Annotated in this window: 15 protein-coding genes; 9 read left to right on the top strand and 6 right to left on the bottom strand. The window is 72.1% G+C overall.

Going from position 1 to position 18,703, the window contains the following annotated elements:
* Positions 1 to 122: 122 nt before the first annotated feature.
* Genes IE305_RS23415 through IE305_RS23395 form a run of 5 tightly spaced genes read left to right on the top strand, consistent with a single transcriptional unit; the run spans position 123 to position 5,729 of the window.
* A complete protein-coding gene (locus IE305_RS23415) occupies positions 123 to 1,766 on the top strand; it encodes a peptide ABC transporter substrate-binding protein (protein WP_190131695.1) in 1,644 nt (547 codons plus the stop codon).
* Between the two features lie 31 nt (positions 1,767 to 1,797).
* Entirely contained in the window at positions 1,798 to 2,721 is a 924-nt protein-coding gene (locus IE305_RS23410; RefSeq protein ID WP_190131694.1) for an ABC transporter permease, read from the top strand.
* Positions 2,714 to 3,709 carry an ABC transporter permease gene (locus IE305_RS23405; RefSeq protein WP_190131693.1) on the top strand — a complete coding sequence of 332 codons (996 nt, stop codon included), beginning with the start codon at positions 2,714 to 2,716 and terminating at the stop codon, positions 3,707 to 3,709. Before IE305_RS23410 ends, IE305_RS23405 begins: the two co-directional genes overlap by 8 nt.
* Positions 3,710 to 3,723: 14 nt before the next feature.
* The gene (locus IE305_RS23400; RefSeq protein ID WP_229891418.1) at positions 3,724 to 4,725 is read left to right on the top strand and encodes an ABC transporter ATP-binding protein; all 1,002 of its coding nucleotides are present in this window, start codon (positions 3,724 to 3,726) and stop codon (positions 4,723 to 4,725) included.
* On the top strand, positions 4,722 to 5,729 hold the full coding sequence (locus IE305_RS23395; protein WP_190131692.1) for an ABC transporter ATP-binding protein: 1,008 nt from the start codon (positions 4,722 to 4,724) through the stop codon (positions 5,727 to 5,729). Before IE305_RS23400 ends, IE305_RS23395 begins: the two co-directional genes overlap by 4 nt.
* A 61-nt stretch (positions 5,730 to 5,790) precedes the next feature.
* Here IE305_RS23395 and IE305_RS23390 read toward each other — a convergent pair whose 3' ends face one another.
* From IE305_RS23390 to IE305_RS23365, 6 genes are all read right to left on the bottom strand, one after another.
* Positions 5,791 to 6,849 (bottom strand): ABC transporter ATP-binding protein, encoded by a 1,059-nt coding sequence (locus tag IE305_RS23390; protein ID WP_190131691.1) that lies wholly within the window; start codon positions 6,847 to 6,849, stop codon positions 5,791 to 5,793.
* Complete coding sequence (locus IE305_RS23385; protein WP_190131690.1) at positions 6,846 to 7,829, bottom strand: ABC transporter ATP-binding protein; 984 nt, start codon at positions 7,827 to 7,829, stop codon at positions 6,846 to 6,848. Before IE305_RS23385 ends, IE305_RS23390 begins: the two co-directional genes overlap by 4 nt.
* Before the next feature lie 8 nt (positions 7,830 to 7,837).
* Positions 7,838 to 8,815 carry an ABC transporter permease gene (locus tag IE305_RS23380; RefSeq protein WP_190131689.1) on the bottom strand — a complete coding sequence of 326 codons (978 nt, stop codon included), beginning with the start codon at positions 8,813 to 8,815 and terminating at the stop codon, positions 7,838 to 7,840.
* Between the two features lie 12 nt (positions 8,816 to 8,827).
* Positions 8,828 to 10,651, bottom strand: a complete 1,824-nt coding sequence (locus tag IE305_RS23375; protein WP_190131688.1) for an ABC transporter substrate-binding protein — start codon at positions 10,649 to 10,651, stop codon at positions 8,828 to 8,830.
* A gap of 38 nt (positions 10,652 to 10,689) precedes the next feature.
* Entirely contained in the window at positions 10,690 to 11,652 is a 963-nt protein-coding gene (locus IE305_RS23370) for an ABC transporter permease (RefSeq protein WP_229891416.1), read from the bottom strand.
* A gap of 157 nt (positions 11,653 to 11,809) precedes the next feature.
* Positions 11,810 to 13,939 carry a S9 family peptidase gene (locus IE305_RS23365; protein ID WP_190131686.1) on the bottom strand — a complete coding sequence of 710 codons (2,130 nt, stop codon included), beginning with the start codon at positions 13,937 to 13,939 and terminating at the stop codon, positions 11,810 to 11,812.
* Between the two features lie 263 nt (positions 13,940 to 14,202).
* Between IE305_RS23365 and IE305_RS23360 the strand changes: the two genes are divergently transcribed.
* The 4 genes from IE305_RS23360 (at position 14,203) to IE305_RS23345 (ending at position 18,608) form a co-directional block, all read left to right on the top strand.
* The gene (locus IE305_RS23360) at positions 14,203 to 14,397 is read left to right on the top strand and encodes a hypothetical protein (RefSeq protein ID WP_190131685.1); all 195 of its coding nucleotides are present in this window, start codon (positions 14,203 to 14,205) and stop codon (positions 14,395 to 14,397) included.
* Between the two features lie 64 nt (positions 14,398 to 14,461).
* Positions 14,462 to 15,358 carry an N-acetyl-1-D-myo-inositol-2-amino-2-deoxy-alpha-D-glucopyranoside deacetylase gene (gene mshB / locus IE305_RS23355; protein WP_190131684.1) on the top strand — a complete coding sequence of 299 codons (897 nt, stop codon included), beginning with the start codon at positions 14,462 to 14,464 and terminating at the stop codon, positions 15,356 to 15,358.
* On the top strand, positions 15,355 to 15,756 hold the full coding sequence (locus IE305_RS23350; RefSeq protein ID WP_229891415.1) for a DUF6113 family protein: 402 nt from the start codon (positions 15,355 to 15,357) through the stop codon (positions 15,754 to 15,756). Before mshB ends, IE305_RS23350 begins: the two co-directional genes overlap by 4 nt.
* A 191-nt stretch (positions 15,757 to 15,947) precedes the next feature.
* The gene (locus IE305_RS23345; protein WP_190131683.1) at positions 15,948 to 18,608 is read left to right on the top strand and encodes a hypothetical protein; all 2,661 of its coding nucleotides are present in this window, start codon (positions 15,948 to 15,950) and stop codon (positions 18,606 to 18,608) included.
* Positions 18,609 to 18,703 lie beyond the last annotated feature (95 nt).

Genomic DNA, 18,703 nt, shown 5'->3' with positions numbered 1-18,703 from the left:
ATTCCCGCATACGGGCGGTTTCTTCTCCAATTACTTCCAACAGGCAGGAACAATCCCGTATCGCATCGGAACATCGGCTTGTATGGAGGACCGCGGCCCGGAGAACCAGGAGGTGGCACGCCATGCGCGGACGGCGACGGACCCTTCACCGGCCCTCGCGCGCCCGGGCCGGGGCGGCCGCCGTCGCACTCCTCCTCGGTGCCGCCGGCTGCGGCGGCGGCGCCGGCAGCACCGGTGCCGGCGTGGTCCGCGCCTCCTGGGGCGACCCGCAGAACCCGCTGGAGCCCGCCAACACCAACGAGGTGCAGGGCGGCAAGGTCCTCGCGATGATCTTCCGGGGGCTCAAGCAGTACGACCCGGGGACGGGCGAGGCGAAGAACATGCTGGCCGAGAAGATCGAGTCGAAGGACCAGCAGCACTTCACCGTCACCGTCAAGGACGGCTGGACGTTCAGCAACGGCGAGAAGGTGACGGCCGCGTCCTTCGTCGACGCCTGGAACTACGCGGCGCACGTCGACAACAAGCAGAAGAACGCCCCGTTCTTCCAGGAGATCGAGGGCTACGACAAGGTGCACCCGCGCAGCGGCACGCCCACCGCCCGCACCCTGTCGGGCCTCGTCCTCAAGGACGAGCACACCTTCACCGTGGCGCTCCGCACCAAGTTCTCCACCTGGCCCGACACCCTGGGCTACGCCGCCTACGTCCCGCTGCCCCGCGCCTTCTTCGACCACCACGCCGCGTGGCTGAAGAAACCGGTCGGCAACGGCCCGTACCGCATCGACGCGTACACCCGCGGCTCGGTGATGAAGCTCAGCCGCTGGGACGGCTACCCCGGCGAGGACAAGGCCCGCAACTCCGGTGTCGAACTACGGGTGTACACGGACAACAACACCGCCTACACCGACCTCCAGGCCGGCAACCTCGACCTCGTCGACGACATCCCCAGCACCCAGCTGAAGAACGTCCGCGCCGACCTCGGCGACCGCTACATCAACCAGCCCGCCGGCATCGTCCAGACCCTCGCCTTCCCCCTCTACGACCCCGCCTGGAGCAGACCCGGCGCGGACAAGGTGCGGCGCGGCATCTCCATGGCCATCGACCGCGACCGCATCACCAGGACCATCTACCGGAAGACCCGTACCCCGGCCACCGACTGGACGTCGCCCGTGCTGGGCGAGAAGGGCGGCTACAAGGCCGGGCTGTGCGGGGAAGCGTGCACGTACGACCCGGAGAAGGCGAAGCGGCTCATCCAGGACGGCGGGGGGCTGCCCGGCGGGCGCATCACCCTCACCTCCAACGTCGACACCGGCTCGCACCGGCTGTGGATGGACGCCGTCTGCAACAGCATCAACAACGCGCTGGGCAACGACCGGGCCTGCACCGTCAACCCCGTCGGCACCTTCGCCGACTTCCGCAACCAGATGACCGAACAGCGCCTGACCGGCCCCTTCCGCTCGGGCTGGCAGATGGACTACCCGCTCGCGCAGAACTTCCTCCAGCCGCTGTACTACACCGACGCCTCTTCCAACTACGGGAAGTTCAGCGACGCCGAGTTCGACGGCCTCGTCGACGAGGCCAACGCCGAATCCGACACGGCCCGCGCCGTCGGCAAGTTCCAGGACGCCGAACGCATCCTCGCCCGGCAGATGCCCGCCATCCCGCTCTGGTACCAGAACGGCAGCGCCGGCTACTCGGAGAACGTCGCCGACGTCCACCTCAACCCCTTCAGCGTGCCCGTCTACGAGCGGATCACCGTCAAGCCGTAACGCCACCACATGAACGGGAAGGCCACGCACCATGGGACGGTACGTCGTCCGCCGGCTGCTCCAGATGATCCCCGTCTTCGTCGGCAGCACGTTCCTGATCTTCTTCATGGTCTACGCCCTCGGCGACCCCGTCGCCGCGCTCTTCGGCGACAAGGCCCCCGACCCCGCCACCGCCGCCCGCATCCGCAGCGAGCTCTACCTCGACGCACCCCTGTGGAAGCAGTACCTGCACTACATGGGGCAGATCCTCACCGGTGACTTCGGCACCGCCTTCACCGGCCAGCCCGTCCTGGAACTCATGGCCGACGCCTTCCCCGTGACGCTGCGGCTCACCATCGTCGCCGTCTGCTTCGAGATCCTCTTCGGCATCACCCTCGGCCTGCTCGGCGGCCTGCGCCGCGGCCGCGGCACCGACACCACCGTCCTCCTCCTCACCCTCGTCGTCGTGTCCGTGCCCACCTTCGTCAGCGGCTACGTGCTCCAGTACCTCTTCGGCGTCAAATGGGGCCTCGTCTCCCCGTCCGTCTCCCCGTACGCCACCTTCGACGAGCTGATGCTGCCCGGCCTCGTGCTCGCCCTGACCTCCCTCGCCTACGTCACCCGGCTCACCCGCACCTCCGTCGCCGAGAACTCCCGCGCCGACTACCTGCGCACCGCCGTCGCCAAGGGCCTGCCCCGGCACCGGGTCGTCACCCGGCACCTGCTGCGCAACTCCCTCATCCCCGTCGTCACCTTCATCGGCACCGACATCGGCGCCCTCATGGGCGGCGCCATCGTCACCGAGCGAATCTTCAACATCCACGGCGTGGGCTACCAGCTCTACCAGGGCATCCTGCGCCAGAACTCGCCCACCGTCGTGGGCTTCGTGACCGTCCTCGTCCTCGTCTTCCTGCTGGCCAACCTGCTCGTCGACCTCCTCTACGCCGTGCTCGACCCGAGGATCCGCCATGCCTGAGCAGCCCGCCGCCCACGACCCCGGCGCCGACACCGCCGTCGGGCCCGCCGCCGGCGGCGCCATGGCTGTCGCCACCGACGACGCCGGCACCCTCCAGCGCAGCCTCGACCAGGGCCCCGTACCCGGCGGGCCCGGCAGCGGCAAGGCCCGCAGCCTGTGGTCCGACGCCTGGCACGACCTGCGGCGCAACCCCGTCTTCGTGGCCTCCGCGCTCGTCATCGCCTTCCTGCTGCTGATCGCCGTGTGGCCGCAGAGCATCGCCCCCGGCAACCCGCTCTCCTGCGACCTGGCCATGGCCCAGGACGGCCCCAGCCCGGGCCACCCCTTCGGCTTCGACACCCAGGGCTGCGACGTCTACACCCGCACCGTGCACGGCGCCCGCGCCTCCATCACCGTCGGCCTGTGCGCCACCGCCGGCGCCGCCCTCCTCGGCAGCGTCCTCGGCGGCCTCGCCGGCTACTACGGCGGCTGGTGGGACGCGCTCCTCTCCCGCCTCGCCGACGTGTTCTTCGGCATCCCCGTCATCCTCGGCGGCCTCGTCTTCCTGTCCGTCGTCACCAGCGACACGGTGTGGCCCGTCGTCGGCTTCATCGTGCTGCTCGGCTGGCCGCAGATCTCCCGCATCGCGCGCGGCGCCGTCGTCGGCGCCAAACAGCACGACTACGTCCAGGCCGCCCGCTCCCTCGGCGCCGGCCACACCCGGCTGCTGCTGCGGCACATCGCACCCAACGCCGTCGCCCCCGTCATCGTCGTCGCCACCATCGCGCTCGGCACCTACATCGCGCTGGAGGCCACGCTGTCCTTCATCGGCGTCGGCCTGCGGCCGCCCACCGTCTCCTGGGGCATCGACATCTCCAACGCCTCCACCCAGATCCGCAACGCCCCCCACATGCTGCTCTGGCCGGCCGGCGCGCTCAGCATCACCGTCCTGTCGTTCATCATGCTCGGCGACGCGGTGCGCGACGCCCTCGACCCCAAGCTGCGCTGAGGGAGGCGCCCGCCGTGACCACGACCACCGCCCCGCTGCTCGACGTGCGCGACCTGCACGTCGAATTCCACACCCGCGACGGCGTCGCCAAGGCCGTCAACGGCGTCAGCTACACCGTCGAGGCCGGCCGCACCCTCGCCGTCCTCGGCGAGTCCGGCTCCGGCAAATCCGTCACCGCCCAGGCCGTCATGGGCATCCTCGACACCCCGCCCGGCCGCATCACCGCCGGCCAGGTCCTCTTCCGCGGCCAGGACCTCCTCACCATGGGCGAGGAACACCGCCGCCGGCTGCGCGGCGCCAAACTCGCCATGATCTTCCAGGACGCGCTGTCCGCCCTCAACCCCGTCATGACCGTCGGCGCCCAGCTCGGCGAGATGTACGAGGTCCACCAGGGCATGTCCCGCTCCGACGCCCGCGCCCGCGCCGTCCAGCTCATGGACCGGGTACGCATCCCCGCCGCGAAGCAACGCGCGGGCGACTACCCGCACCAGTTCTCCGGCGGCATGCGCCAACGCATCATGATCGCGATGGCGGTGGCCCTCGAACCCGACCTGATCATCGCGGACGAGCCGACGACCGCCCTCGACGTCACCGTCCAGGCCCAGGTCATGGACCTGCTCGCCGAACTCCGCCGCGAATACGCCACGGGCCTCGTCCTCATCACCCACGACCTGGGCGTCGTCGCGGACGTCGCCGACCACATCGCCGTCATGTACGCCGGACGCGTCATGGAGAGCGCACCCGTCGCCGAGCTCTACGCCCGCCCCGCACACCCGTACACGCGCGGCCTCCTCGACTCCATCCCCCGCCTCGACCGCAAAGGCCGCGAACTGTACGCCATCAAGGGCCTGCCGCCGAGCCTCACCGCCGTACCGCCGGGCTGCCCCTTCAACCCCCGCTGCCCCATGGCCCAGGACATCTGCCGCACCGACCGGCCCCCGCTCCACCCCGCCGGGCCCGGCCGGGTCAGCGCCTGCCACTTCTGGAAGGAAACCCTGGAGGGAAGCGCCCGATGACCCCCGAGCCTCTCCTCCAGGTGACCGACCTGGTCAAGCACTACCCCCTCACCCGCGGAATCCTCTTCCGCAAACAAGTCGGCGCCGTCCACGCCGTCGACGGCGTCTCCTTCACACTGCGGCGCGGCGAAACGCTCGGCATCGTCGGCGAATCGGGCTGCGGCAAATCCACCGTCGCCCGGCTCCTCGTCGGCCTCGAACGCCCCACCGCCGGGCAGATCCGCTACCGCGGCGAGGACATCACCAAGCTGTCCGGGCCGGCCCTGAGAACCGTACGGCGCAACATCCAGATGGTGTTCCAGGACCCCTACACCTCCCTCAACCCCCGCATGACCGTCGGCGACATCGTCGGCGAACCCTTCGAGATCCACCCCGAAGCCGCCCCCAAGGGCGACCGCCGGCAACGGGTCCGGGAACTCCTGGACGTCGTCGGCCTCAACCCCGAACACATCAACCGCTACCCCCACCAGTTCTCCGGCGGCCAGCGCCAGCGCATCGGCATCGCGCGCGGCCTCGCCCTGCGCCCCGAAGTGATCGTCGCCGACGAACCCGTGTCCGCGCTGGACGTCTCCGTGCAAGCCCAGGTCGTCAACCTCATGCAGCGCCTCCAGGGCCAGTTCGGGCTGTCGTACGTCTTCATCGCGCACGACCTGTCCGTCGTGCGGCACATCTCGGACCGGGTCGCGGTGATGTACCTGGGTCGCTTCGCGGAGGCGGGCACGGACGAGGAGATCTACGACCATCCGACGCACCCGTACACGCAGGCGCTGCTGTCGGCGGTGCCGGTGCCGGACCCTGCGGCCGGTGCTGCGCGTGGCCGGATCATCCTCACCGGTGACGTGCCGTCGCCGGCCGCCCCGCCGTCGGGGTGCCGGTTCCGTACGCGGTGCTGGAAGGCGACGGAGCGCTGCGCGGCGGAGGTTCCGGCGCTGGCCGTGCCGGCCTGGCTGAAGGACGGACCTGCGGCCCACGCGTCGGCGTGCCATTACGCGGCGGAGCGGTGAGGGTGCCCCGGTCCCGCCCTTCACCCGTTCTCCGGGGGCTCCGCCCCCGGACCCCCGCGCCTCAATCGCCGGCGGGGCTGGAAGGGTCGAGCGCCGGGTCCAGGATTACCTCCGTGGCGCGCTCCACCGTCGGCGGCTCCGGGAAGTGGCATGCCGACACGTGTCCCGGGCCGCTGCCGTCCGCCCGCGCAAGCACCGGTTCCACCTCCGCGCACACATCCCGCGCCTTCCAGCACCGCGTCCGGAAGCGGCAGCCCGACGGTGGCTGTACCGGTGACGGTACGTCTCCCGCCAGGCGGATGCGTTCCCGGACCGGGCCGCCGTCCCCGTCCGGGTCGGGGACTGCCGACAGCAGGGCGTGGGTGTACGGGTGGCGGGGGCGGTGGTAGATGTCGTCGCGGGGGCCCTCCTCGACGATTTTGCCGAGGTACATCACCGCCACGCGCTGCGAGAAGTGCCGTACGACCGCCAGGTCGTGCGCGATGAAGACGAACGCGATGCCGAGCTCGCGCCGCAGCCGGGCGAGCAGGTTCACCACTTGGGCCTGGATGGAGACGTCCAGCGCCGACACCGGTTCGTCGGCGACGATCACCTTCGGGTCGAGGGCGAGCGCCCGTGCGATGCCGATGCGCTGTCGCTGCCCGCCGGAGAATTCGTGCGGGAAGCGGTTGTAGTGCTCGGGGTTGAGGCCGACCGTCTCCAGGAGTTCCCGGGCGCGGGCCGTGCGGCCGCCCGGGGGGTCGATGCCGTTGATCTCCATGGGGCCGGACACGATCCGGCCCACCGTCTGCCGCGGGTTGAGCGACGCGTACGGGTCCTGGAAGATCATCTGGATTTCGGAGCGGACCGGCGCCAGCTCCTTGCGGGTCGCGTGGGTGATGTCGCGGCCGCGGTAGTGGATGCGGCCGGCGGTCGGTTCCAGCAGGCGGGTCAGCAGCCGCCCGGTGGTGGACTTGCCGCAGCCGGACTCGCCGACCAGGCCGAAGCTCTCGCCGGCCCGTACGGTCAGGTCGATGCCGTCGACGGCCTGCACCGCGCCCACGCGCCGCCGGAAGGGGAAGCCGCCCAGCACGGGGAAGTGCTTGGTGAGGCCCTCCGCGATCAGGATGTCCTCCGTCATCGTGTCCTCTCCTCGCCGAGGTGGCAGGCCGCGCCGCGGCCAGGTGGCAGCTCGGGCCGCTCGGTGCGGCAGCGGTCGCCGCCGACGCGCTCCGTATGGGCGCACCGCGGGTGGAAGGGGCAGCCGGGCGGCGGGGTGAGGAGGCTGGGCGGGGCGCCGGGCACGGGCGTCAGCGGCTGGTCGACGGGGGTCCACAGGCGCGGCATCGAGCCGAGCAGGCCCCAGGTGTACGGGTGGCGGGGTGTGCGCAGGACGTCCCGTACGGTGCCGCGTTCGGCGGCCCGGCCCGCGTACATGACGAGGACGTCGTCGGCGGTGCGGGCGACGACGCCCAGGTCGTGGGTGATGAGGACGATGGCGGTGCCGGTCTGCTGCTGGAGGTCCTTGAGCAGGTCGAGGATCTGGGCCTGCACGGTGACGTCGAGCGCCGTGGTCGGTTCGTCGGCGATGAGCAGCTGCGGGTCGCAGACCAGCGCCATGGCGATCATGGCGCGTTGCCGCATGCCGCCGGAGAACTGGTGCGGGTAGTCGTCGACGCGCAGGGCGGGGTGGGGGATGCCGACCTTGCCGAGCATGTCGACGGCGCGTTGCCGGGCCTCGCGGCGGGAGGCGCCGGTGTGCTTGCGGAACGGTTCGGCGATCTGGTGGCCGACGGTGTGGTACGGGGAGAGGGCGGTCAGCGAGTCCTGGAAGACCATGGCGACGGTGTTGCCGCGCAGCTTCTCCAGGACGGGCTCGGGGGCACCGGTGATCTCCTGTCCGCCGAGCCGGACGGAGCCGGTGACGGTGGTGGTGCGCGGGTCGTGGAGGCCGAGGACGGCGAGGCCGGTGGCGGACTTGCCGGAGCCGGACTCGCCGACGATGCCGAGGGTGCGGCCGCGCGGCACGTCGAAGGAGAGGCCGTCGACGGCGTGCACGGTGCCGTCCTCGGTGCGGAAGCGGACGTGCAGGTCGCGTACGGAGAGGAAGGCGTCGTCCATGGCTTCTCCTACGCGAGCCGTACGCGCGGGTCGATGAGGGCGTACGTGGCGTCGACCACGATGTTGGCGACGACGATGGCGGTGCAGCCCACGAGCATCACGCCCATCAGCGTGGGCAGGTCGGTCTCGCTGACGGAGGACACGGCGAGCCGCCCCAGGCCGTGCAGGCTGAAGGTGAACTCGGTGATGATCGCGCCGCCGAAGAGCGAGCCGAGGTCGATGCCGAAGAGGGTGACGACGGGGGCGAGCGCGCCGCGGAAGGCGTAGCGGAAGAAGACGGTGCGGCGTCCCATGCCCTTGGCGCGGGCGGTGCGCACGTGGTCCTCGGCGAGCTGCTCGATCATCAACGAGCGGGTCATGCGGCTGTAGTTGGCGATGAAGATGATGGAGAGGACCAGCCAGGGGATGAGCATCCCGGTGAACCACTTCACGGGGTCCTCGGTGATGGGGTGGTAGGCCGGGTTGTCCATCCAGTGCAGGCCGCTGACGAGGACGGCGAGGGCGACGACGCCCACGAAGTAGATCTGGAGGGCGTTGCCGACCAGCGACAGCGAGCTGAACAGCTTGTCGATCCAGGTGCCGCGGAAGGCGGCGGCGAGCAGCCCGAGGCCGGTGCCGACGACGAGGAAGACGGCGGCGCCGCCGAGGGCGATGGAGAGGGTGGTGGGGAAGCGGTCGACGATGGTGCCCCAGACCGGCTGCTGGTTGGAGAAGGAGTAGCCGAAGCAGGGCGCGGGGCAGTGGCCGACGGTGAAGTCGCGGCCGGCGACGATGCCGGCCATGTAGTGCCAGTACTGGACGGGTACGGGCTGGTCGAGGCCGAGGTTCTTGTTGATGAGCGCGACGGCGTCGGGGGTGCAGTTCTTGCCGCAGGACATCAGGGCCGGTTCGGCGGGCAGCGCGAAGAAGAGGAAGAACGTGATGGCGCTGATGAGCACGGTGATGACGAGCGCGCCCAGCAGGCGGCGGGCGAGGAATCTCAGCACGGCGTCACTTCGTCACTTCACGAATACGGCGGTGGGGTCGGCGCTGCCGTAGACGGGGTGGTACTTCACCCCGCCGAGGCGGGAGCCCCAGAGCGAGAACTGGCGGTTGTAGAAGGTGGGGACGGCGGGCACGTCCTCGGTGAGGATGCGGTCGGCGAGCTTCTGCCACTCGGGGGCCGCCTGCTTGACGTCCGTCACGGCGCTGATCCGGTCGATCTCCGCGTCGACCTTGGGGTCGTTGAGGTGGCTGTAGTTCTGCGAGCCGTCGGCGATCTGCCGGCTGTCGAAGAGCGGCGGGACGACGGTGGAGGAGACGGGCCAGTCGGCGCCCCAGGAGCAGCGGTAGAGGTCGAACTGGTTCTTCACCTCGGCGATGGCGGTGCGGTAGGTGTTGGCGTCGACCTCCTTCTTCTGGACCTTGAAGCCGGCGCGTTCGAGGGCCTGGGTGACGACGACGGCCACCTTCTGCTGGGTGTCGGTGTTGGGGTAGGCGTAGACGACCTCCTGGCCGAGCTTGCCGGCCTCCTTCAGCAGTTCCCTGGCCTTGTCGGTGTCGCCGGCCGGTTTGGCCTTCTTCCCGAAGGGGTCGGTGGGCCGGTAGCCGTCCATGGCGGGGGAGAGGAGGTTGGTGGCGACGACGCCGGCGGTGGCGCCGCCGTTCTGCTGGAGGATCTGCCCGTTGGGCATGGCGTAGGCGAGGGCCCGGCGGACGCGGACGTCCTTGAGCCGGTCGGTGTTGAAGGCGATGTAGTCGACGTACGGCTGGATCTCCAGGAACCGCCGGTTCTTGGTGCCGGCGTCGGCGAGGACCTTCTCCGTCATCTCGGGGGCGACGGCGTTGCTGAAGGACAGGGCGGCCTTGTCGTCGCCCTGGTCGGCGAGGAAGCGGCGGGTGGAGTCGGCGAACTGGTGGCCGAAGCTCACCTCGAACCGGTCGGCGTACTGGTGCCGGATCGGGTCGGTTCTGGGGTCCCAGTGTTCGTTGCGGACGAGGGTGAGGGACTTGCCGACCTTGTAGTCGCCGACCTTGTAGGGGCCGGAGGAGAAGGGCGCGTTGTCGTACTTCTGCTTGGTGTCCTTGTCGGCCTTGACCGGGCCGATGTTGGGCATGGCGGTGGCGAAGGGCGTGTCGGCGTGCGGCCGGCGGAAGTGGAAGACGATCGTCTTGTCGTCGGGGGTGTCGAGGACGGACGCCGGCAGGTGCTGCCCGTTGTACGGGCCGTCGGGCAGGGCCTTGCGGAAGTCGTTGCCGTCGCCGGAGAGCCACTGCGGGATGTAGAGCGGCCCGTCGGTCTCGAAGGAGGCGTAGAGCCGCTCGATGCCCCAGCGCACGTCCTGCGAGGTGATGGGCGAGCCGTCCTCGAACTTCAGCCCGTCCTTGAGCGTGTACGTCCAGGTCTTCCCGCCGTCGGAGGAGGTGCCGGCGTCGGTGGCGAGGTCGCCGACGACCTTCACCCGCCCCTTGTCGTCGACCTTGTAGTTGGTGAGGGAGCGGTTGTAGAGCAGCTGGGCCGTCAGCATGTCGACGTAGTAGATCTGCCCGGGGTCGAGGTGGTTGAAGGCGTCGCGCTGGAGGACGGAGACCGTGCCGCCCTTCTTCGCGCCGGGTACCTCGGGGGCGGGGCCGGTGGAGTCGTCCTTGGTGCCGACGGAGTAGTTGGCCGCACCCGTCTTGTCCTCGCCCACCCCCTCCTCCTTGCCGCCGCCCCCGCCGCCTCCGCCGCTGCTGCACGCGGAGAGCACCAGTGCCGTGGCGGCGAGGGCCGATGCGTACGCGTACGCGGACCGGCGGGTGCGCGGCGTGGCGCGCCGGGGTGACGTCGGCGTCGTGGTCATGTCTGAATGCTCCTGCCCCTGTCCGTCACTGGTGTGCGTCAGCGTGTGGTCCTCGGGTCGAACGCGTCCCGGACCGAGTCCCCGAGCAGGTTGAAGGCGACAACGAAGACGATCATCGCCACGCCCGGGAAGAAGATGTACGTGATGTCGCTCTCGTAGTAGTGCGCGCCGTTGGCGAACATGCGCCCCCAGTCGGGCGTGGGTTCGAGGATGCCGACGCCGATGAAGGACAGGCCCGCCTCGATCGTCACCATCGACGGCAGCATCAGCGTGGCCTGCACCAGGATGGGCGTCCAGAGGTTGGGCAGCAGCTCGCGGGTGATGATCCGCCACGGCGAGGCCCCGGTCACCTTCGCCGCCTCGACGAACTCCCGCTCCCGCAGGCTGAGCACCTGCCCGCGCAGCAGCCGGGCCAGCCCCATCCAGCCCAGCACCCACAGCACCAGGATCAGGGTGACGACCCGCAGGTACGTCGGGGTCTCCTTGCCCGGCGTGACGAACAGCGCGTACACGACGGGCGTGAACGCGATGAAGGACAGCTGGCTGGGGAAGGCGAGCAGCAGGTCGATGAACCGGCCGAGGAGGTAGTCGGTGCGCCCGCCCGCGTAGCCCGCGGTCACCCCGATGGCGACGCCGGTCAGCACGCACAGCACCGTCGCCGCGGTGGCGATGAGCAGCGAGGTGCGGATGCCGTGGACGAGCTGGGTGAGGACGTCCCGGCCGAGGGTGGGCTCGATGCCGAACCAGAAGCGGCCGGAGATTCCCCCGTTCGGGGCGACGGGGTAGCCGTAGGTGTTGAGCAGTCCGGGCTCGTCGAGCCCGTAGGTGGTGGTGGGGTCCTTGCCGTAGACCGCGGAGATCAGGGGGGCGGCCAGGGCGACGAGGAAGAAGAACGCCACCACGACGGCCGAGGCCACGCCCGCGCGGTCGCGCCGGAAGCGGCGCCAGGTGAGTTCGCCGGGTGAGCGCCCGGTGAGCGCGGCTTGCTCGACGGTGGTCATTCCCGAAGTCCCCCGCGTGCGCATGTGGTTGAGGCGGACTCTCGCAACGCGCGTGCGGGGCGTCAAGGGGGCGTGTGGGGGAGATGTGGCCGATCGACGGCCCGCGTGCCCGCCGGCCGCCGGGCGAAGGACGCCCGGCGGCCGGAAGGAGCGGTGGCTACTTCTCCGCCGGCGGCAGCGCGCGGCGCAGGAAGTCGACCTGCAACAGCAGCAGGTTCTCCGCCACCTCCTCCTGCGGCGTCATGTGCGTCACGCCCGACAGGGGCAGCACCTCGTGCGGGCGGCCCGCCGCGAGCAGCGCCGAGGACAGGCGCAGGGTGTGCGCGGCCACCACGTTGTCGTCCGCCAGGCCGTGGATGATCATCAGGGGGCGGTGGTCGTCCGCGGGCGCGGACAGGCCCTCGTCCGTCACCAGGGAGTTGCGGGCGTACACCGCCGGCCGCTCGTCCGGCAGGCCCAGGTAGCGCTCGGTGTAGTGCGTGTCGTACAGCCGCCAGTCCGTCACCGGGGCGCCCGCGATGCCCGCGTGGAACACGTCCGGGCGGCGCAGCACGGCCAGCGCCGCCAGGTAGCCGCCGTACGACCAGCCGCGGATGCCGACCCGGCCCAGGTCCAGCGGGTGGCCGTCGGCGGCCAGTGCGTGCAGCGCCTCCACCTGGTCGTCGAGGGTGGCGCCCGCGAAGTCCTCGTGGATCGCCTTCTCCCACTCCGGCGACGTGTGCGGCGTGCCGCGCCCGTCCGCGACGACCACCGCGAAGCCCTGGTCGGCGAACCACTGCGAGGTCAGGTGCGCGTTGTGCGTGGCGGCCACGCGCAGGCCGTGCGGCCCGCCGTACGGGTCCATCAGCACCGGCAGCGGCCCGTCGTCCTCCCGGTGGCCGGTGGGCAGCAGGACGGCCGCGGGGATGCGGCGGGCGCCGGCCCGGACGATCCGGGGCCGGGCGGCCAGTACCGGTGTCTCCGCGTACGAGGCGACGGCGGCCACCTGCTCGCCGTCCCGCAGGACGCGGACCTCCGCGCCGGGCCGGTCCACGGCCGCCGACGCCAGCACGGTCACCGCGCCGGACCGCACCGCCGAGTGCCGGCCGGGTGCGGTGGAGAGCCGCTCGGCACCGGTGCGGGTGACGCGGTGGACGTGCGCCTCGCCCGTCGCGGCGTCCTCCGCCGCCGGGCCGGCCGCGGCCACCACCAGCACGTCCTCGTCGGTGACGTCCAGCACCGCCTGGACGTGCAGCGCGGGCGTCGTCGCCGTCCGGTCACCGACCTTGAGGACCCGGGCGCCGTCCTCGTCGGCGATCCGCACCAGCCGCCCGTCCGGCGTCCACTGCGGCGAGCCGGGGAAAAGTTCCAGCCACTCCGGGTCCTCCTCGGTGAGCAGCTCCCGGGTGGCGCCCGTGGCGGTGTCCACCGTCAGGTACGCCTGCGACCGCTGGTCGCGGGCCTGCACCAGCAGCAGCGGCGGGCCGCCCGCCGACCAGTGCACGCGCGCCAGGTACGGGAAGCGGTCCCGGTCCCAGGTGACGTCCGTGCGCGTGCCGTCCAGGCCCAGCAGCGCCAGCGACACCTCCGCGTTCGGCGTGCCCGCGGCGGGGTAGGCGACCTCGGTGGGTGCGGTGCCGGGATGCGCGGGGTCGGCGATCCACCAGCGGCGCACGGGCGCGTCGTCCACGCGCGCGGCCAGCAGCGCGTCCCCGGCCGGCGACCACCAGAAGCCCCGCGAGCGGTCCATCTCCTCCGCGGCGACGAACTCGGCGAGGCCCCACGTCACCGTCTCCCGGTCCGGCTCCGCGAGCGCCCGGTCCGCGCCCCCGCCGGCCTCCACGACACGCAGTGCGCCCCCCGCCACATAGGCGACGCGCCGCCCGTCGGGCGACGGGCGGGGGTCGGCCACCGGTCCCGGCACGGGCAGTTCACGCGCCGTACCGCCGCGCAGCTCGGCGACGTACAGCCGGCCGGACAGGGCGAACGCCGCCAACTCGGCCGCGTCGTCGAGCGCGTACGCGACAACACCCGCCGAGCCCTCGCGGAGGCGCTCGCGGCGCGCCCGCTCCTCGGGCGACAGCTCCTCGTCGGCGCCGCCCAGCAACACGCGCGGGTCCGCGGCCGGGTACTCCCTCCGCTCCTCCAGATCGAGCACCCACAGAACGTTTGTCCGGTCGGTGCCGGAACGGGAGCGCAGGAAGACGACGCGCGAGCCGTCCGGCGACACGCTGAAGGAGCGCGGCGCGCCGAGGGTGAATCGCTGCGTACGCGCGTACTGGCGGGGGAAGGAGAGGTCTGCGGTCATGGCCGTGAGCCTAGAGGCCGCACAGGTCGCGGGCCCGTGCCCCGCATTCACCCGGAGCGGCGAGAAGTCACCGTGCGCCCCGTGTTTGCTCCTGTGCACCGAGTCATGCGCGCGCACGGAAAGTTATGATCGCTCGCGCATAGTGGGTATGACTGCCCGGTGCCCTCTTGCCACCGGGCATCCGTATGCCACTGTCGTAGTCGTCCGTTGTCGTATGTGCTTCTTCGTCCGTCCGACCGCGCGTTCCCTGGAGGTGAGCCGCTGTGGCACTCTCGATTTCGGCGGTGGTGCTGCTGGCGATCATCGTCTTCCTGCTGGTCCGGAAGTCCGGGCTGAAGGTGGGCCACGCCGCGATCTGCATGCTGCTCGGCTTCTACCTCGCCAGTTCCTCCATGGGCCCGACGATCAACCAGTTCACGACGAGCGTGACCGAGATGGTCGGCCACATCAAATTCTGACCGGGGCCCCGGCGCCCGGGACCGGAGGGCCGCGGCCGCCCCGTACGGCTCGTAGGCTGTCCCCATGACCGACCTTCCCGGCCGCCGGCTCCTCCTGGTGCACGCCCACCCGGACGACGAATCGATCAACAACGGCGCGACGATGGCCAAGTACGCCGCCGAGGGTGCCCAGGTGACGCTGGTGACCTGCACGCTCGGCGAGGAGGGCGAGGTGATCCCGCCCGGCCTGGCCCACCTCGCCGCCGACCGGGACGACACGCTCGGCGCACACCGCCTGGGCGAGCTGGCCGCCGCCATGAAGGAACTCGGCGTCACGGACCACCGCATCCTGGGCGGCCCGGGCCGCTACCGCGACTCCGGGATGATGGGCGCCCCGCAGAACGACCGGCCGGGCTGCTTCTGGCAGGCCGACGTCGACGAGGCCGCCGCGCACCTGGTCGAGGTCATCCGCGAGGTGCGGCCGCAGGTGCTCGTCACGTACGACGACAACGGCGGCTACGGGCACCCCGACCACATCCAGGCGCACCGCGTCGCCATGCGCGCCGCCGAGCTGGCCGCGGAGGCCGCCTTCCGGCGCGATCTGGGCGATCCGTACGACATTGCGAAGATCTACTGGAACTGTGTGCCGTTGTCCGTCGTGGAGGACGGCTTCGCGCGGCTCCGCGAGGCGGGCCGCGAGGGCGAGATGTTCCGCGGCGTGGCCTCCCCGTCCGACGTACCGGGCGTCGTACCCGACGAGGACGTCACGGCCGAGGTCGACACCACCGCCCACGCCGGCCGCAAGGCCGCGGCCATGAAGGCGCACGCCACGCAGATCGCCGTGGACGGCCCTTTCTTCGCACTCTCCAACGAACTGGGACAACCCCTCTTCGCGCGCGAGTACTACCGGCTCGTCCGCGGCCGCTCCGGCGCGCCCGCCGGCGAACGGGAGACCGACCTCTTCGCGGGGGTGGACGCATGACCGGCGGTCAGCCGATGCCGTTCGGCCGCGTGAAATGGGGCCGGGTGGCCCTCTGCCTCGGCCTGGCCCTGCTCGGCCTCGTCACCGGCGTGGCCGGATCGCTCGTCCAGGCCGGCTGGTTCCCGGGCGGGCTGCTGCTCGCGCTGCTCGCCCTCACCGGCGTCTGCTACGGCGGTGCGACCCTCACCCGCAGCCGCGCCGGGGCCGCCTCCGCCGGTGCGGGCTGGCTCGTCGCCGTCGTCTACCTCTCCCTCAACCGGCCCGAGGGCGACTACCTGCTCGGCGCCGGCCTCGGCACGTACGTCTACCTGCTCGGCGGCATGATCGTCGCTGTGATGTGCGCCACGGTTCCCAAGGCCGTGCAACCGGGCGGCTTCACGGCCCGACTTGGCAAGTGACGTGACGATTTTTACCTGACAACCGCGCAGGGCCCACAGGGCCGACCGTGGGAGTAGTCCAGCGGTCGTCAAATACGGGCCCGCGGTGCCCAGTATGGTGGTGCGCGCCGCCGAGCCTCCCTGGCCTCCGGCATGGGCGACCCCGAAGCGAGGTCAACGAGGGCGGCAAAGAGTAACCGGGAGATCCTGCTTTGAGCCGTGCATCTGACAGTTCGTCCTCCGGGCCCCAGGGGCGCGGCGGCGCCGCCTACCCCGCCGGCGGGGACCAGCCCTCCGACGGTGCGGCACCGGCCGCCAAGCCGGAGCGCAAGACCGAGACCACGATGACGACGCGGATCCGCATCAACATCCCGGGGTCGCGGCCCATCCCGCCGGTCGTCGTACGCAAGCCCGTGGGTGACGAGACGTCCACGGAACCGGAAGCCCAGGCCCCCGCGGCCCCGGCTCCGGCGCCGGCCCCGGCCCCCGAGCGCAAGGAGGGCCTGCCGACCCGCCCGAAGCCGGCCCCGGGCCAGGCCCGCCCGTCCGCCCAGGCGGCGGCCGCCGCGGGCAAGGACGGCGGCACGGGCTCCAGCGACTGGTTCGCCCCCCGCAAGTCCGCCCCGGCGGGCTCCAGCACGCCCAAGCAGCCGCTGCCCCGGAGGGGCGCGGCACGGGGCGCGTACGCACCGGGCGGCACGGGGCAGACGGCCCCGGGCGCGCCGGGTGACGTTTTCACGCCGGGCGGTGCGGGTGCGCCGGGTGGCGCGGTGCCGGGCGCGCCGGGCGCGCCGGGTGGTGCGGCGCCGTATGGGGGCGCGGCGGGTACGCCGGGTGCGCCGGGTGTGGCGGCTGATGGGTTTGCGCCGGGTGCGGGGGTGCACGGTGGTGCGCCTGGTGCTCCCAGTGCCGGTGATGCTTTCGCGTCGGGTGGTGCGTACGGTGCGGGTGGCGCCGGAGCGCCGGGCGGTGCGCCCGTGGGCGGTGACCCGTTCGCGCCGAACGGCGGCCCCGCGGGTGCGGGTGCCGGTTTCGCGTCGGGCGGTGTCCCCCAGGGCGGTGCCCCCTTGTCGTCGAACGCCGGCCCCGCCGGTGCCGGTGGCGGCAAGCGTTCGCGCGGTGGCGCGCCGAAGGCCGGCGCCCCCAACGGTGGTGCGCCCAAGGCCGGACCCGTCGGCAGCGGCGCCCCCGGTACCGGTTTTGTGCCCGGCGGCAACGCTGCGCAGGGCGGTGACCCGTTCGCCTCCAACGCCGGCTCCGCCGGCCACGGCGGTGCGCCCAAGGCCGGGCCCGTCGGCAGCGGCGCCCCCGGTGCCGGTTTCGTGCCCGGCCCCAACGCCGCGCAGGGCGGTGACCCCTTCGCTCCCAACGCCGGCTCTGCCGGCCACGGTGCGCAGGGCGGTGACCCGTTCGCTCCCAACGCCGGCTCCGCCGGCCACGGTGGTGCCTGGCCCGCCGACAACTCCACCACCGGTGCCATGCCCCATCCCCCCGTCTCCGGCGACGCGCCGTGGCCCGGCAACCCGCCGAAGGCCAAGGGCAACGGCGGGCGCTGGGAGCGGGTCGAGACCGTGCCCCGGGGCGGGGCCTCCGCGTCGACCACGCAGCAGTTCCCCGCTCCCGCGCCCGGGCGGACCGACACACCGCACGACGGCGTGCCCGTCGTACCGCCGCCCGCCGCCAAGAACAACAAGGGCAAGAAGAAGGGCCCCAAGACCGCCGCCCCGGCAGCCGAGACGCTCGTCAGCGGCGGCGTGCCGCCGGTGACCAAGGTGCCGCCGCCGCCCGCCGACAGCGGCGCGCCGCGCGTGCCCGTGCCCAAGCCGAAGCCCGTACCGCCGCCCGCCGGCGCCCCGGCAGGCGCGCCCGCCAAGGCCGCACCCGCCCCCGCCAAGGGCAAGGGCAAGGGCAAGGCGGCCAAGGCCAAGAAGAAGGGCCGCTCCAAGCTCGTCCTCCTCGGCGGCGGCGTCATCGGCCTCGTGGCCGCCGCCTACGCCGCCGGGCTGCTCCTGGACCACGCGGACGTGCCGAACGGCACCACCGTGCTGGGCGTCGACATCGGCGGCAAGTCCAAGGAGCAGGCCGTGCAGAAGCTCGACTCCGCCCTCGGCGGCCGGGCGACCGCGCCGTTGAAGGTCACCGTCGGCGGGAAGACGGCCGAGCTGAAGCCGGAGGTCGCCGGCCTGTCCATCGACACGCAGGAGACCGTGCGCGCCGCCGCGGGCCGGGACTACAACCCCGTCACCGTCATCGGTTCGCTCATCGGCCGTACGCACGCCGCCGAGCCCACCGTGGTCGCCGACGAGGAGAAGATCGCCGCTGCCCTGAAGTCGCTGGCCGGTTCCACCGGCACGGTCAAGGAGGGCACGGTCAAGTTCGAGTCGGGCAAGGCCGTGGCCGTGTACGGGCAGCCGTACGAGGGCCTGGACGTCGACAAGTCGGTCGACCTGGTCTCGAAGGCGTACCGCGACCGCGCCGCCACCGGCAAGGACCAGCCGGTGTCGCTGCCGAGCTCGTCGCAGCAGCCGAAGGTGAGCAAGGCCGAGGTGGACCGGGCGATGAAGGAGTTCGCCGAACCGGCGATGTCCGGCCTGGTCACGGTGCAGACCGACCCGGCCCACAAGATCCAGTTCGGTCCGGAGCACTCCCTCCCGAAGATCCTCTCGATGAAGGAGGTCAACGGGAAGCTCGTCGAGAACTACGACCTGGACGCGCTCAAGCAGCTGTACGGCAACGCGTTCAACGGCGTGCTGATCCAGCGCGGCGACGGCACCAAGAAGCCCGTCCTGCCGCAGGACGTCGCCAACGCCCTCGGCAAGGCGCTGCGGGGCAGGACCCCCGCCGAGCGGGTCGGCGTGATCCCGCTCAGCTGACGCACCGCGCCGTCACGGCCCCCGCGCCCACCCCGGACGCTGTTGGCGAATTCGGGGGCTGGTCCTACTTCGCCCCGCCGAGCGTGAGCTCGGCG

The organism is Streptomyces mashuensis (genome assembly GCF_014654785.1).
GTDB classification, from domain to species: domain Bacteria; phylum Actinomycetota; class Actinomycetes; order Streptomycetales; family Streptomycetaceae; genus Streptomyces; species Streptomyces mashuensis.
Note: the sequence above shows the minus strand (reverse complement) of the source record. Positions and strands in the feature narration are given on the sequence as shown.